9 protein-coding genes are annotated in these 15,924 nt (G+C 72.6%); 2 read left to right on the forward strand and 7 right to left on the reverse strand.

The features are described 5' to 3' along the window. Nucleotides 1-68: 68 nt before the first annotated feature. The 6 genes from ABT118_RS12795 to ABT118_RS12820 form a co-directional block, all read right to left on the reverse strand. The gene (locus ABT118_RS12795; RefSeq protein ID WP_350664174.1) at nt 69-1,274 is read right to left on the reverse strand and encodes an acetate kinase; all 1,206 of its coding nucleotides are present in this window, start codon (nt 1,272-1,274) and stop codon (nt 69-71) included. Then, nucleotides 1,271-3,400: a phosphate acetyltransferase gene (pta, locus tag ABT118_RS12800; protein ID WP_350664189.1), complete on the reverse strand. Its 2,130-nt coding sequence runs from the start codon at nt 3,398-3,400 to the stop codon at nt 1,271-1,273. The genes ABT118_RS12795 and pta overlap by 4 nt, the downstream gene beginning before the upstream one ends. A gap of 159 nt (nt 3,401-3,559) precedes the next feature. After that, nucleotides 3,560-5,899, reverse strand: a complete 2,340-nt coding sequence (glgB, locus tag ABT118_RS12805) for a 1,4-alpha-glucan branching protein GlgB (protein ID WP_350664207.1) — start codon at nt 5,897-5,899, stop codon at nt 3,560-3,562. A 28-nt stretch (nt 5,900-5,927) separates the two neighbouring features. Beyond that, entirely contained in the window at nt 5,928-7,406 is a 1,479-nt protein-coding gene (locus tag ABT118_RS12810; RefSeq protein ID WP_350664212.1) for a maltokinase N-terminal cap-like domain-containing protein, read from the reverse strand. Nucleotides 7,407-7,635: 229 nt separating this feature from the next. Then, nucleotides 7,636-9,339 carry a maltose alpha-D-glucosyltransferase gene (treS, locus tag ABT118_RS12815; protein WP_350664225.1) on the reverse strand — a complete coding sequence of 568 codons (1,704 nt, stop codon included), beginning with the start codon at nt 9,337-9,339 and terminating at the stop codon, nt 7,636-7,638. Continuing rightward, the gene (locus ABT118_RS12820; protein WP_350665352.1) at nt 9,336-11,291 is read right to left on the reverse strand and encodes an alpha-1,4-glucan--maltose-1-phosphate maltosyltransferase; all 1,956 of its coding nucleotides are present in this window, start codon (nt 11,289-11,291) and stop codon (nt 9,336-9,338) included. The genes treS and ABT118_RS12820 overlap by 4 nt, the downstream gene beginning before the upstream one ends. Nucleotides 11,292-12,082: 791 nt before the next feature. Here ABT118_RS12820 and glgP point away from each other — a divergent pair. After that, nucleotides 12,083-14,746, forward strand: coding sequence for an alpha-glucan family phosphorylase (glgP, locus tag ABT118_RS12825; protein WP_350664252.1), 2,664 nt, complete (start codon nt 12,083-12,085; stop codon nt 14,744-14,746). A 67-nt stretch (nt 14,747-14,813) separates the two neighbouring features. On the opposite strand, the gene ABT118_RS12830 is transcribed toward glgP, so the two are convergent. Further along, nucleotides 14,814-15,185, reverse strand: a complete 372-nt coding sequence (locus ABT118_RS12830; protein ID WP_350664274.1) for a winged helix-turn-helix transcriptional regulator — start codon at nt 15,183-15,185, stop codon at nt 14,814-14,816. A gap of 99 nt (nt 15,186-15,284) precedes the next feature. Here ABT118_RS12830 and ABT118_RS12835 point away from each other — a divergent pair, with 99 nt between their 5' ends. After that, a complete protein-coding gene (locus tag ABT118_RS12835) occupies nt 15,285-15,920 on the forward strand; it encodes an NADPH-dependent F420 reductase (protein WP_350664285.1) in 636 nt (211 codons plus the stop codon). Nucleotides 15,921-15,924 lie beyond the last annotated feature (4 nt).

Below are 15,924 nucleotides of genomic sequence, written 5' to 3' on the forward strand. Positions count from 1 at the left end.
GTGCATTCCGCTCGAATGGTGAGGGATCGCCGACGAACCATCCCGAGGCGTGGGATGCTGACGACCAGTCAGGCCGAGTGCACCAGGGCAAAGGACTGCTGGGCGATCTCCAGCTCCTCGTCCGTGGGTACCACCGCGACGGTCACCCGCGCGTACGCGGGCGAGATCACCCGGGGCTCGCCGGAGCGGACGGAGTTCAGCTCCGGGTCCACCGCGATGCCCAGCTCCTCCAGCCCGGCGCAGGCGGCGGCCCGTACCGGAGCCGCGTTCTCGCCGACGCCCGCGGTGAACGCGATCGCGTCCACCCGGCCGAGCACCGCGTAGTAGCCGCCGAGGTACTTGCGCAGCCGGTGGACGTACGTGTCGAAGGCCAGCTTCGCGTCCGCGTCGCCCTCGTCCGCACGGCGCATGATCTCGCGCATGTCGTTGTCGCCGCACAGGCCGAGCAGGCCGCTGCGGCGGTTCAGCAGCGCGTCGATCTCGTCGATGCTCAGGCCGCCCACCCGGTGCAGGTGGAAGACCACGCCCGGGTCGACGTCACCCGAACGAGTGCCCATCACCAGGCCCTCCAGGGGGGTGAGGCCCATCGAGGTGTCCTGGCAGACCCCGCCGGCCACCGCCGACGCGGACCCGCCGTTGCCCAGGTGCAGCACGATCACGTTGACCTCGGCCGGGTCCTTGCCGAGCAGCCGGGCGGTGGCCCGGGAGACGTACTGGTGCGAGGTGCCGTGGAAGCCGTAGCGCCGGACCCGGTGCTCGTCCGCCACCGCCTTGTCGATCGCGTACCTGGCCGCGTACTCCGGCATGGTGGCGTGGAAGGCGGTGTCGAAGACCGCCACCTGGGGGAGGTCGGGGCGCAGCGCCCGGGCCACCTCGATGCCGGTGATGTTGGCCGGGTTGTGCAGCGGGGCGACCGGGATCAGCCGGCGGATCTCGGCCAGTACCTCGTCGGTGACCAGGGTCGGTGCGGTGAACCGTCGGCCGCCGTGCACCACCCGGTGGCCGATCGCGGCCAGCTCGGGGGAGTCCAGGCCGAGGCCGTCGGCGCCGAGCTCCTCGGCCACCGCCTTGAGAGCCGCGCCGTGGTCCGGGAAGACCTGGAGCGTCTCGCGCTTCGCCCCGCCGGGGCCGGTGTGGACCAGCCGGCCGTTGGGCTCGCCGATCCGCTCGACCAGGCCGGAGGCCAGGCGGGTGCCGTCGAGCATGTCGATCAGCTGGTACTTGACCGACGAGGAGCCGGCGTTGAGGACGAGGACCCGGGTGCCTTCGGTCACGAGGTGGTTCCTTCGCTCTGCGACTGGATGGCGGTGATCGCCACGGTGTTCACGATGTCCTGGACCAGTGCTCCCCTGGACAGGTCGTTGACCGGCTTGCGCAGCCCCTGGAGCACCGGGCCGACCGCCACCGCACCGGCCGAGCGCTGCACCGCCTTGTAGGTGTTGTTGCCGGTGTTGAGGTCCGGGAAGATCAGCACGGTGGCCCGGCCCGCCACCTCGGAGCCGGGCAGCTTGGTGGCCGCGACGTGCGCGTCGACCGCCGCGTCGTACTGGATCGGCCCCTCCACCAGCAGGTCGGGGCGGAGCTCGCGGACCAGCTCGGTGGCCTTGCGGACCTTGTCCACGTCGGCGCCGGAGCCGGAGGTGCCGGTGGAGTAGGAGAGCATCGCGACCCGCGGCTCGACGCCGAACTGGGCGGCGGTCTCGGCCGATTGGATGGCGATGTCGGCCAGCTGCTGGGCGTCCGGGTCGGGGTTGACCGCGCAGTCGCCGTAGACCAGCACCTTGTCGGCCAGGCACATGAAGAAGACCGAGGAGACGATGGCCGCGCCGGGCGCGGTCTTGATCACCTCGAAGGCGGGGCGGATGGTCGCGGCGGTGGAGTGCACCGCGCCGGAGACCATGCCGTCGGCGATGCCCTCCTGGACCATCAGGGTGCCGAAGTAGGAGACGTCGGTGACCACGTCCAGCGCCAGCTCGACCGTCATGCCCTTGTGCGCGCGCAGCCCGGCGTACAGCTCGGCGAACTGCTGGCGCAGCGGGCTGGTGGCCGGGTCGACCAGCCGGGCGTGGGCCCGGTCGCCGTGGTCGCCGCCGTCGAGCGGGAGGGTGATGCCGAGGGCGGCGGCCTTGCGGCGGATCGCGTCCGGATCGCCCAGCAGGGTGAGGTCGCAGATGTTGCGGCGCAGCAGCACCTCGGCCGCGCGCAGCACCCGCTCCTCGGTGCCCTCGGGCAGCACCACGTGCCGGCGGGCGGACCTGGCCCGCTCCAGCAGCGCGTGCTCGAACATCATCGGGGTGACCCGCTCGGACCGGCTCAGCTCGATCCGGCTGGTCAACTCGGCAGTGTCGACGTGCAGTTCGAACAGGCCGAGGGCGATCTCGGCCTTCCGGGGGCTGGCCTGGCTCAGCCTGCCCTCCAGATGGGTGAGCGCGGCGGCGGTCAGCCAGCTGCCCTCCGGTACCACCGCGACCGGGGTGCCGGGGGCGAGCCGGGCGGCCAGCGCCATCACGTTCGGGCCGGGGTGCTGACCCAGCGTCAGCAGGACGCCCGCGATCGGCGGGGCGCCGGCCGCGTGCGCGGCCAGCGAGCCGATCACCAGGTCGGCCCGGTCCCCGGGGGTGACCACCAGGGCGCCCTCGGTCAGCGCGGTCAGGAAGGTCGGCAGCATCGCCCCGCCGAAGACGAAGCCCCGGACGTCCCGGGCCAGGCCGGCCGCGTCGCCGAGCAGCACCTCGGCACCGGTCGCCTCGACCAGCTGGCCCACGGTCGGGGCGGCCAGCGCGGGCTCCTCCGGCAGGACGTACGCGGGGACGGCGAGCTTCTCGGACAGGGTGCGCTGGATCTGCTGCTTGGCGGCCGGGGCGACCCGGTTGGCGATCATCGCCAGCATCGAGCAGCCCAGGTCCCGGTACGCCCGGTGGGCGTTGCGGACCTCGGCGATCACCGCCAGCGGGTCCTCGTCGTGGCCGCCGACCACCGGCAGCACCCAGGCCCCGAACTCGTTCGCCAGCCGGGCGTTGAAGGCCAGTTCGTCCGGGATGTTGGTGTCGGCGAAGTCGGTGCCCAGCACCAGCACCGCCTGGCACCTGCGCTCCAGCGCGCGGAACCGGTCGACCAGCGAGCCGACCAGCTCGTCCTGGCCCTGGGCGGCCTGGAGCGCGGCCGCCTCCTCGTAGGTGAGGCCGTACAGCTCGGTGGTCGGCAGGTCGAGCCGGTAGCGGCTGCGCAGCAGCTCCACCACGTGGTCCGAGCCCGGCTCGCCGGGGGCGTGCGCGTGGACGAGGGGGCGGAAGACGCCGACCCGGTCCACCTGACGGGTGAGCAGTTCCATGACCCCGAGCTCGACGGCCTGGCGGCCGTCCCCTCGGTCGATCCCGGTCACGTACACGCTGCGCGCCACGGTGGGAGCTCCGTTCCGGTCGTCCTCAGTCAACGGTCATATTGACCATACATTCGCACCGGTGGCGGCCGTCCGCATGCGCGCTCGACCGAAGGGGGCAAGGGACGAACGTCCCCGGCGGCCGGGCCTTCCGGCCGGCCGCCGGGGACGGACGGGCGGTCAGTTCGCCGGGCGGAGCCAGAGGGTGGCGAGCGGCGGCAGGACCAGCTGGGCGCTGCGGGGCTGGTCGTTCCAGGGGGTGGCCTCGGCCTTGACCGGGTGGGAGTTGCCGGTGCCGCTGCCGCCGTACCCGGGGGCGTCGGTGTTGAGCGCCTCCTCCCAGAGCTGGTCCGGGGCGTCCAGGGCGGGCAGGCCGACCCGGTAGCAGTGCCGGACCACGGGGGAGAAGTTGCAGACCGCCACCAGCGGGGTGCCGTCGGCGGCGTACCGGACGAAGGAGAGCACGTTGTCCTCGGCCGCGCCGCCGTCCAGCCAGCGGAAGCCGGCCGGGACGGTGTCCTGCTCCCAGAGCGCCGGGGTGGCCAGGTAGGTGCCGTTCAGGTCGGCGACCAGGCGCTGCACGCCCCGGTGGTCGGCCGCGGCGGGCCAGTCGTCGGCCAGCACCCACCACTGCGGGCCCTGCTCGTGGTCCCACTCCGCACCCTGGGCGAACTCCTGTCCCATGAACAGCAGTTGCTTGCCGGGGTGGGCCCACATGAAGCCGAGGTAGGCGCGGTGGCCGGCCCGCTGCTGCCACCAGTCGCCGGGCATCTTGGAGACCAGCGACTGCTTGCCGTGCACCACCTCGTCGTGCGAGATCGGCAGGACGTAGTTCTCGGAGTACGCGTAGACCATCGAGAAGGTGATCTCGTTGTGGTGGTGCTTGCGGTGCACCGGCTCCTTGGACATGTAGACCAGCGAGTCGTGCATCCAGCCCATGTTCCACTTCAGGCCGAAGCCCAGGCCGCCGGTGTCGGTGGGGCGGGTGACGCCCGCCCAGGCGGTGGACTCCTCGGCGATGGTGACCACCCCGGGGCAGCGCCGGTAGACGGTGGCGTTCATCTCCTGCAGGAACGAGGCGGCGTCGAGGTTCTCCCGGCCGCCGTACTGGTTCGGGGTCCAGGCGCCGCCCTCGCGGGAGTAGTCGAGGTAGAGCATGGAGGCGACCGCGTCGACCCGCAGGCCGTCGATGTGGAACTCCTCGCACCAGTAGACCGCGTTGGCGACCAGGAAGTTGCGGACCTCGGTGCGCCCGTAGTCGAACTCCAGCGTCCCCCAGTCCGGGTGCTCGGCCCGGAGCGGGTCGGCCGGCTCGTACAGCGGCTCGCCGTCGAAGCGGGCCAGTGCGAAGTCGTCCTTGGGGAAGTGCGCGGGCACCCAGTCCATGATCACGCCGATGCCGTGCCGGTGCAGGGTGTCGACCAGGAAGCGGAAGTCGTCCGGGGTCCCGAGCCGGGAGGTCGGGGCGTAGAAGCCGGACACCTGGTAGCCCCAGGAGCCGCCGAAGGGGTGCTCCATCACCGGCATGAACTCCACGTGGGTGAAGTTCAACTCCTGGAGGTAGGCCGGGAGTTCGGCGGCGATGGCGCGGTACGAGGTGAGGTCGGGGCGCCAGGAGGCCAGGTGCAGCTCGTACACCGACATCGGGGCCCGGTGGTGCACCGCGCGGGCCCGCCGGGCCAGCCAGTCGGCGTCGCCCCACTCGTACGCCGACTCGGTGACCACCGAGGCGGTCTCCGGCGGGCACTGGGTGGCCCGGGCCAGCGGGTCGGCCTTCTCCAGCACCCAGCCCTGCCGGCTGTGGATCTCGTACTTGTACTGGGCGCCGGCGCCGAGCCCGGGCACGAAGAGCTCCCAGACGCCGGAGGAGCCGAGCGAGCGCATCGGGTGTCCGGCGCCGTCCCAGTGGTTGAAGTCGCCGATCAGCCGGACCCCGGCGGCGTTCGGCGCCCAGACCGCGAAGGCGGTGCCGGGGATGCCCTCGACGGTGCGCAGGTGCGCGCCGAGCGCCTGCCAGAGCTGCTCGTGCCGGCCCTCGGCGATCAGGTGCAGATCCAGCTCGCCGAGGGTCGGCGGCAGCCGGTAGCCGTCCTCCTGCACGTGGTCGACACCGTCGTAGGTCACCTGGAGCCGGTAGGACGGGATCGCCCCGGCACCCGCCAGCAGGCCGGTGAACAGGCCGGACTGAAGGTGGGTCAGCTCCACCGGGCCGGCTCCGGTGAGCACCACCACCCGCTCGGCGAACGGACGCAGCACCCGGATCGAGACCCCCTCGGAGGTCAGGTGCGCGCCGAGCAGGCCGTGCGGGTCGTGGTGCTCACCGGACAGCAGCCGGTCGATCTCCCCGGGCGGCAGCGTCGCCTCCGGCAGCCGGAGCGCGGCGGGCGCCGGCACCGGGAGCGGCAGCGCCCCGGCCGGCGCCCGCCCGGCCCGGCGCCGTACGGGCCGGCCCGACCGCTCGGGCAGGAAGGTGGCGGGCACGGGCGTGCTGCGGTCGGGCTTCGGGCCGAGCGGGGTCACGGCGGAATCCTCCTGCGGAGTGGGCGGGTCAGACGGTCAGGGCCAAACGGTTGATCGCGGCCAGCGGGATGGGGAGCCAGCCCGGCCGGTGCCGGGCTTCGTAGACCACCTCGTAGACCGCCTTGTCGATCTCCAGCGCCCGCATCAGCTCGGGCGCCGAGGACGGGTCCATCCCGCCGCCCGCGGTGTAGCCCGCGCAGTACGCGGTCCGGTTGCGCCCGGCCCAGGACGCCGCCAGATGGGCCAGCTCCGGATCCGGGGGCGTGCCGGCCAGCAGGTGGGCGGCGGCGTAGTCGAAGGAGCGGAGCATCGCCGCCACGTCCCGCAGCGCGGGCTGCGGGAGCCGGCGCTCGGCCAGCGGCTTGGCCGGCTCCCCCTCGAAGTCCAGCAGCACCCAGCCGTGCGGGGTGCGCATCGCCTGGCCCAGGTGCAGGTCGCCGTGGATCCGCTGGACCGGCAGGCCGTCCAGGTGATCGGCCGTCAGGGCCCGGAAGGCGGCCTGCAGTGCGGGCCGGTACCTGGCCAGCCCGGGGACGGCCTCCACCGCGCGGTCCAGCCGTTCGGTCATCGCGAGGGCCAGCCGGTGGGTCTCGGTCCGGTCCAGCCGGGCCACCGGCATGGTGCGGGCGAGCACCCGGTGCACCTCGGCGGTGGCCCGGCCGAGCCGGTGCGCCTCGATCGCGAAGTTGCCCGGGGACGGGTCGCCCTTGAGCCGTCCGACCTGGTCGAGTGCCAGCTCCCAGCCGTCCTCCGCGTCCGGCAGGTAGCGCTGGAGCAGCCCGAGGGTGGCCGGCTCGGCGCCCTCCATCCGGCTCTCGAACCAGGCGGCCACCCGGGGGATCCGGGTCGAACCGGCCCGGGAGAGCGCCAGCGAGAGCTCCAGGTCGGGGTTGGTGCCGGGGCTGATCCGCCGGAACAGCTTGAGGATGAAGGAGGTCCCGTAGATCACCGAGCTGTTGGACTGCTCGGCGGTGGAGGCCCGCCCCGGCAGGTTGCCCGGCAGCCCGGGGCCCGGGGTGCGGCGGAACGACAGCGCGCCGAACCGGTCGCCGGTGGCCAGGTGCTCCAGCAGCCGGCCGGTCAGCTCCGGGTCGTGCACGGCGTCGTAGAGCGCCGCGCCGTCGTACGGGCCGCCGGCGAGCCGTCCGAGCAGCGCGCCCGGGCCGATCCCGGTCGGTTCCTGGGAGCGGATGCCGAGCAGCAGCTGGTAGATGTCGCTCTGCGACGAGCCGCGGTCGCCCGCGTACTCGACCCGCAGCAGCAGGTGCAGCAGGGCGGGGTCACCGACCTGGAGCGGGGTGCCGACGACCGGGGTGAGACCGGTGATCGCGCGCCCCTTGCCTGCGTACCAGCGCTGGGTCGGCAGCCAGCCGGCGATCAGCGGCAGCGCGGCCTGGACCAGTTCGCTGACCCCGACGGTGGTCCTCCGAGCCCCCGCGTCACGTGCCCCGAGTGGTCTCGGGGCATCCTGGCGCAGATGGGCTTGAGAACGGGAGGTTTCGGACATGACTCCCTTTCCCCGGAAGCGGGCCGACTGCCCGACGGGTCTGGCCGGGCCCGTCAGTCTTCCGGATTTCGGCGGCGCGACGGCGACGGCACGCGAGCCGGGCTCGGGTGTCACGCCTTAGTGTGGGTGGCCGTTGGGCTGTTCTCCGTACGCGGTGGTGCAGAGATCGCTCGGGGGCGCGGGAATTCTCGTCGCGCCCCCGAGGGAAGTGAACTGACTGATCGTTACTTCACTGCTTGCGAGGGTTGCGCAGCTGGAACCAGTAGAAGCCGTGTCCGGCCAGGGTGAGCAGGTACGGCCATTCGCCGATCGACGGGAAGCGCACGCCGCCGATCAGCTCCACCGGATAGCGTCCCCCGTACCGCCGCAGATCCAACTCGGTCGGCTGTGCGAAGCGCGAGAAATTGTTGACGCACATGACCAGGTCGCCCTCGTGCTCGCGCACGAAGGCCAGCACCGCGGGGTTGCTGGAGGGAAGCTCGGTGTAGCTGCCGAGCCCGAACGCGGGATTGAGCTTGCGAATCTCGATCATGCGACGCGTCCAGTGCAGCAGTGAGCTCGAACTGCTCTGCTGCGCTTCGACGTTGGTCACCTGATAGCCGTACACCGGGTCCATGATGGGCGGCAGACTGAGCCTGCCCGGGTCCGCCGAGGAAAAACCCGCGTTACGGTCCGGTGTCCACTGCATCGGGGTGCGGACGCCGTCCCGGTCGCCGAGCCAGATGTTGTCGCCCATGCCGATCTCGTCCCCGTAGTAGAGCACCGGCGAGCCGGGCAGGGACAGCAGCAGCGCGGTGAACAGCTCGATCTGGTTCCGGTCGTTCTCCAGCAGCGGGGCGAGCCGGCGGCGGATGCCGACATTGGCCCGCATCCGCGGGTCCTTGGCGTACTCCGCGTACATGTAGTCGCGTTCCTCGTCGGTCACCATTTCGAGCGTCAGCTCGTCGTGGTTCCGCAGGAAAATACCCCACTGGCAATTGCCCGGGATGGTCGGCGTCTTGGCCAGGATCTCCGAAACCGGGTAGCGGGATTCCCGCCGGACCGCCATGAAGATCCGCGGCATCACCGGGAAGTGGAATGCCATGTGGCATTCGTCGCCGCCGGAGGCGAAGTCGCCGAAGTAGTCGACCACGTCCTCCGGCCACTGGTTGGCCTCGGCCAGCAGCACCGTGTCCGGGTAGTCCGCGTCGATCTCCTTGCGGACCCGGCGGAGGAACTCGTGGGTCTCCGGCAGGTTCTCGCAGTTGGTCCCCTCGCGGGCGAACAGGTACGGCACCGCGTCCAGCCGGAAGCCGTCGATGCCGAGGTCCAGCCAGAACCGCAGCCCCGCGATCATCTCCTCCTGGACCCGGGGGTTGTCGTAGTTCAGGTCGGGCTGGTGGGAGAAGAACCGGTGCCAGAAGTACTGCTTGCGGACCGGGTCGTAGGTCCAGTTGCTGGTCTCGGTGTCGACGAAGATGATCCGGGCGTCCGGGTACTGCTTGTCGTCGTCGGCCCACATGTAGAAGTCGCCGTACGGGCCGTCCGGGTCGCGGCGGGACTCCTGGAACCACGGGTGCTGGTCGCTGGTGTGGTTCATCACGAAGTCGATCACCACCCGCATGCCGCGCTTGTGCGCCGCGTCGGTGAACTCCACGAAGTCGGCCAGGTCGCCGAACTCCGGCAGCACCGACTTGTAGTCCGCCACGTCGTACCCGCCGTCCCGCAACGGCGAGGCGAAGAAGGGCGGCAGCCAGAGGCAGTCCACCCCGAGCCACTGGAGGTAGTCCAGCTTCGAGGTGAGGCCCTTGAGGTCCCCCACCCCGTCCCCGTTGCTGTCCTGGAACGATCGCACCAGTACCTCGTAGAACACCGCGCGCTTGAACCACTCCGGGTCGAGCTTTCCCGGCGAGGTCTCGGCGAAGGTGTCGGGTACGGGCTCGTTGACTGTCACTGAGGGTTCCTCCGAACCGTGAGGAGGTGGGCCGGCCCGGTGGTGGGATCGAGCCGGACGTAGTTGTGGCGGTGCCAGGTCCAGGAGGCTCCGGTGAGCTCGTCGTGGACCTGGAGCGGACCGTCCCAGGGCAGGGTGACGGTGGTCTCCTGCGGGTTCCGGGGGTCGAGGTTGACCACGGTGATGACGTGGTCGGTGAGACCGTCCTCGGTGGTGGCGGTCTTGGAGTAGGCCAGGATGTGGTCGTTGTCGGTGGGGTGGAAGGTGAGGTCGCGCAGCTGCTGGAGCGCGGGGTGACGGCGCCTCAGCCGGTTGAGCACCGTGATCAGCGGGGCCAGCGAGCCGGGGGCGTTCCAGTCCCGGGGGCGGAGCTCGTACTTCTCGGAGTGCGCGTACTCCTCCGAGCCGGGGGCGGCGGGCTCGTTCTCGTACTGCTCGAAGCCCGCGTAGACGCCCCAGCTCGGGGAGAGCGTGGCGGCCAGCACGGCGCGGACGGCGAAGGCGCCCGGGCCGCCGGTCTGGAGGTGCTCGGGGAGGATGTCCGGGGTGTTGGCGAAGAAGTTGGGGCGCATGTAGGCGGCGGCGTCACCGCTCAGCTCGGTCAGGTACTCGGTCAGCTCGGCCTTGGTCTCGCGCCAGGTGAAGTAGGTGTAGGACTGGTGGAAGCCGACCTTGCCGAGGGTGTGCATCATCGCCGGGCGGGTGAAGGCCTCGGCCAGGAAGACCACGTCGGGGTCGGTGCGGGCGATGTCGCCCAGCACCTTCTCCCAGAACAGCACCGGCTTGGTGTGGGGGTTGTCGACCCGGAAGATCCGCACCCCGTGGGCCATCCAGTGCCGCAGCACCCGCAGGGTCTCCTTCACCAGGCCGTCGAAGTCCTGGTCGAAGTTGATCGGGTAGATGTCCTGGTACTTCTTCGGCGGGTTCTCGGCGTAGGCGATGGTGCCGTCGGGGCGGTGGCTGAACCACTCGGGGTGCTTGTTGACCCACGGGTGGTCGGGGGAGCACTGGAGCGCGAAGTCGAGCGCGACCTCGATGCCCAGCGCGGTGGCCTCGGCGACGAAGTGGTCGAAGTCCTCGATGGTGCCCAGGTCCGGGTGGACCGCGTCGTGGCCGCCCTCGGGCGAGCCGATCGCCCAGGGCGAGCCGACGTCGTGCTGACCCGCCGTCAGGGTGTTGTCGGGGCCCTTGCGGTAGGCGCGGCCGATCGGGTGGATCGGCGGGAGGTAGAGCACGTCGAAGCCCATCGCGGCCACCGCCGGCAGGCGCTCGGCGGCGGTGCGGAAGGTGCCGGAGACCGGCGGCTGGTTGCCGTCCGGGTCGATCACGGCGCCCTCGGAGCGGGGGAAGAACTCGTACCAGGACCCGAACAGCGCGCGCTGCCGGTCCACCTGGAGCGGCAGCGGGCGGGAGGAGCTGACCAGCTCGCGCAGCGGGTAGCGGGCCAGCAGGTCGCTCACCTCGGGCGCCAGTGCGGCGGCGAGCCGGCTGAGCGGGGGCAGCCCCGGGTCGCGCAGGGAGTCCACGGCGGCCAGCACGTGCGCCCGGCCCTCCTTCTTCGGCACCCCGGCGGCGGCCCGCTCCAGCAGGGCCGCGCCCTCCTCCAGCACCAGCGCGGTGTCGATCCCGGCCGGCAGCTTGATCGCGGCGGTCCGGCGCCAGCCGGCCACCGGGTCGCCCCAGGCCTCCACCAGGTAGGACCAGCGGCCCGGCGCGGTCGGGGTGACGTACGCGCCCCAGCGGTCGGTGCCCGGCTCCAGCTCGCGCATCGGGGTCCACGGGCCGCTGCGGCCGCGCGGGTCGCGGAGCACCAGGTTGGCGCTGACCGCCTCGTGGCCCTCGCGGAAGACGGTGGCGGTCACCCGGAAGCGCTCCCCGACCGCGGCCTTGGCCGGGCGGCGGCCGGCGTCGATCAGGGGGGAGACGTCCAGGACGGGGATGCGGCCGATCACGGTGTCGCTCTCTGTCGTCTTGCGGGCGGCGGTCTTCGCGGGGGTCTTGCGGGCGGCGGCCGTCTTCCGCGGCGGGGCGGCGGCCTTCCGGGGGGCAGCCGTCTTCCGGGCCGCCCGGGGAGCCGGCAGCGGTGCCTCCGGTTCTGACGATGACTCAAGTCCGACGGTGGCCGTGGTCGGTTGGTCCCGCGTGTCGCCGTGCATGCCTGACTCCTGCCCGAGATCGGCGGCGGCTCCCGCCGACCGGTGCCGGGTCGGGGGAGTGCCGGGGGACTGCATGGGTGAGGAACGACCGGCGTCCGGTGTCCTGCTCGCGTGCGTCCCGGCGCGCGACCACCCGGGCGCGCTCCCGTAGCGACCCAACCCAACCGAAAACGACCGGGGACCGGGTCAGGACACGCCTGACGGACGGCACGGAGACCGAATGGAGCAAAGGAGAGATGAGAGATCGTCGGCGAGGAGGGATCCGGACGTGGGGCGGTCGGAGAGGCGCCACCCGGATCGCACTCCCCACCGCACCACCGACCTTTGTGCATCCTTGCACCGGCGGCAAGACCTACGGTCGGGTAACGGACCGATTTCGGACGGTAGGCGATGCGGAATCAGACAGTGGAAACATTGGCGTTCCTGAGTGTTCACGTGTCACTCGGGTGCGCTCTCGTTTGAATGCGCCCCCGCGCGCCCCCGTGCTGCGAAGTGCGCCGATTGCGATCTCATCAATGGTCCAAAAGGGTGGGGAATACGTCAGTTGACGAGCCGTCAGCCCGATCCCGGGGTCTAGGCTGCACGCCGTGAAGGCAATCCGCAGATTCACCGTGCGCACCGTCCTGCCCGAACAACTCCAGCCGTTGCACGAGCTCGCGCTCAATCTCCGCTGGTCCTGGCATCCCGAGACGAGGGAGCTGTTCCGCTCCGTCGACCCGGAGGTCTGGGCGGCGGTCGGCGAGGACCCGGTCCGGCTGCTCGGCGAGGTGCCGGCCGCCCGGCTGGCCGCGCTGGCCACCGACCGCCGCTTCCTACGCCGACTGGGCGACCTCTCCGACGACCTGCGCGACTACCTGGCCGGCCCGCGCTGGTACCAGTCCGCGCCGCCGACCGGCGACGGCTCCGGCCCGCTGCCCGCCGCGATCGCCTACTTCTCGCCCGAGTACGGCATCGCCGCCGCGCTGCCCCAGTACTCCGGCGGCCTGGGCATCCTGGCCGGCGACCACCTGAAGGCCGCCAGCGACCTCGGCGTGCCGCTGGTCGGCGTCGGCCTGTTCTACCGGCACGGCTACTTCCGGCAGTCGCTCTCCCGGGACGGCTGGCAGCAGGAGCGCTACCCGCTGCTCGACCCGGACGAGCTGGCCGTCACCCTGCTCCGCGAGGCCGACGGCACCCCCTGCCGGATCGACCTCGCGCTGCCGGGCGGCCGCACGCTGGCCGCGCAGATCTGGAAGGCCCAGGTCGGTCGCGTCCCGCTGCTGCTGCTCGACTCCGACATCGAGGCCAACACCGCCGACCTGCGCGAGGTCACCGACCGGCTCTACGGCGGCGGCAGCGAGCACCGGCTGCTCCAGGAGATGCTGCTCGGCATCGGCGGCGTCCGGGCCGTCCGGACGTACTGCCGGCTGACCGGCCACCCCGAGCCCGAGGTCTTCCACACCAACGAGGGCCACGCGGGCTTCCTCGGGGTGGAGCGGATCAGCGAGCTGGTCGGCGCGGGGCTCGGCTTCGCCGCCGCGCTGGAGGCGGTCCGGGCCGGGACGCTGTTCACCACCCACACCCCGGTGCCCGCCGGGATCGACCGGTTCGACCGGGAGCTGGTGGCCCGTCACTTCGGCGGCGACGCCGCGCTCCCCGGCGTGCCGACCGACCAGGTGCTCGCGCTCGGCGTGGAGAGCTGGCCGGGCGGTGACAGCAAGCTGTTCAACATGGCCGCGATGGGCCTGCGGCTGGCCCAGCGGGCGAACGGCGTGTCCACCCTGCACGGCGAGGTCAGCCGGGGCATGTTCAGCGGTCTCTGGCCGGGGTTCGACGCCGCCGAGGTGCCGATCACCTCGGTCACCAACGGGGTGCACGCGCCGACCTGGATCGACCCGGCCGTGGTCCGGCTCGCCGCCGGCGAGCTCGGCCTGGAGCGGGCCGAGGACGCCATGGCCACCGGCGAGGCCCGCCGCTGGACCGGCGTGGAGCGGATCGGCAACGGCGAGATCTGGGACCTGCGGCGGGCCCTGCGCAGCCAGCTGGTGGACGAGGCCCGGCGCCGGCTGCGCGCCTCCTGGCGCCAGCGCGGTGCCGGCGACGCCGAGCTGGGCTGGGTCGACGCGGTGCTCGACCCGGACGTGCTGACCATCGGCTTCGCCCGCCGGGTGCCCTCGTACAAGCGGCTCACCCTGATGCTCCGCGACCCGGTGCGGCTGCGTTCGCTGCTGCTGCACCCGACCCGGCCGGTGCAGATCGTGGTGGCGGGCAAGGCGCACCCCGCCGACGACGGCGGCAAGCGGCTGATCCAGCAGCTGGTCAGGTTCGCCGACGACCCGGAGATCAGGCACCGGATCGTCTTCCTGCCCGACTACGACATGGCGATGGCCAAGCACCTCTACCCCGGCTGCGACGTCTGGCTGAACAACCCGCTCCGCCCGCTGGAGGCGTGCGGCACCTCCGGGATGAAGGCCGCGCTGAACGGCTGCCTCAACCTGTCCGTCCTGGACGGCTGGTGGGACGAGTGGTACGACGGCCAGAACGGCTGGGCAATCCCGACCGCCGACGGCATCTCCTCCACCCTCGACCCGGAGAGCCCGGAGGCGGAGCGGCGGGACGACATCGAGTCGGCCGCACTGTACGACCTGATCGAGCACCAGGTCGCGGCGAAGTTCTACGACCGGGCCTCGGACGGGCTGCCACATGGCTGGATCGCGATGGTCCGGCACACCCTGGTGACGCTCGGGCCCAAGGTGCTGGCCGGGCGGATGGTGCGGGAGTACGTCGAGCGGCTGTACGCCCCGGCGGCGCTGGCGCAGCGCGAGCTGGCCGGTTCCGGGCACCTCGGCGCCCGTTCGCTGGCGGACTGGAAGACCCGGGTCCGGGCCGGCTGGCCGGCCGTCCGGGTCGAGCACGTCGAGGCCGAGGGCCTGGCCGAGGCGCAGGAGCTGGGCTCGACCCTGACCCTGCGGGTGCAGGTCTCGCTCGGTGCGCTGGAGCCCGGTGACGTCGACGTCCAGGTGGTCTCGGGCCGGGTGGACGAGACGGACGGCATCTCCGACGCGGTCGCGCTCGCCCTGAAGCCGACCGGCGGCCCCGATCTGGACGGCCGGTACCGGTACGAGGGTTCGCTGGAGCTCTGCCGCACCGGCCCGTTCGGCTACACCGTCCGGGTGCTGCCCGCGCACCACCTGCTGGCCTCGCCGGCCGAGCTCGGGCTGGCCGCGCTGCCCGCGGAGACCCCGGGGATGGACGCGGGCCTGCTGCGGTAGGCCCCGCCGGGCACCGGTCCTCCCGCCTGTGGTCAGGCGGGAGGACCGGTCACGTTCCGGGCCGGGGTCACGCCGGAACGTCCGGCCCCTGGGCGTCCAGGAGTTCGTCACCGTGCTCGACCGCCCAGCGGCCGAGCGCCGCCATCGGGCCCTCGACCAGGCTCCGCCCCAGGCCGGTCAGGCCGTACTCGACCCGGGGCGGCGCCTCGGCATGGGCGCGGCGGTCGACCAGGCCGGTGGCGAGCAGCCGGCGCAGGGTGTCGGTCAGGACCTTGTCGCTGATGCCGCCGACCGCGGCGCGCAGTTCGCGGCGTCGGCGCGGGCCGGTGCGGAGCGCCGCCAGCACGACCGGGTCCCAGCTGTGGGTGAACAGATCGGTGGCCGCGCGCAGCCGGCAGTCGGCGACCAACTCGTCGCGGTGGTACTCGTGTTCGGTCATCTCGTCACCCATCATCGCCCGCCCGTTGCGCACCGATCGGTGCGCAACGGCTTCCCTAGCGTGACTGCCCGACGGACAGTCAGGTGAGAGGGAGCGACGATGCGGATCGGAATCCTGGGGACAGGGACACTGGCGGCGGCCCTGGGCGAGGGCTGGTCGCACGCGGGGCACGAGGTGGCGATCGGTGGGCGGTCGCGGGCCAGGGCGGCGGAACTCGCCGCGCGGCTGGGCCGCGGCGTGCTCGCCGTCGCGCCGCGCGAGGCGGTCACCGGGCGCGATGCGGTGCTGCTCGCGGTGGCCTGGGACGGTGTCGAGGAGATGCTGGCACTGGCGGGCGGGCCCGAGGGCCTGCTCGCCGGGACGCCGTTGATCGATCCCACGAACGCGGTCGCGCACGGTGTCGGCGTGCTGCTCACCGGGCCCGGCGAGTCGATGGCGCGGCGGATCGCCGGATTCGCCCCGGGCGCGCAGGTGGTCAAGGCGTTCCACCTCTTTCCCGCCGCCCAGTGGACGGCCGCGGCCGGCGGCCGTCCGGCCGGGGTGACCGTGGCGGTGTGCGGCGACGATCCGGCCGCCCTGGGTGTGGTCGGCACGCTGGTGCGGGACCTCGGCGGGACGCCGGCGGTGCTCGGGACGCTGGACCGGGCCCGCCAGCTGGAGGAGGTGGCGGGCTACGTCATCGGACTGGCGTTCGCCGGGTTCGACCCGAACGCGGCCGTCCCCCGGGTGCCCTGACGGA

Origin of the sequence: Kitasatospora sp. NPDC002040 (assembly GCF_040296785.1) — a bacterium.
In the GTDB taxonomy this organism is placed as follows: Bacteria; Actinomycetota; Actinomycetes; order Streptomycetales; family Streptomycetaceae; genus Kitasatospora.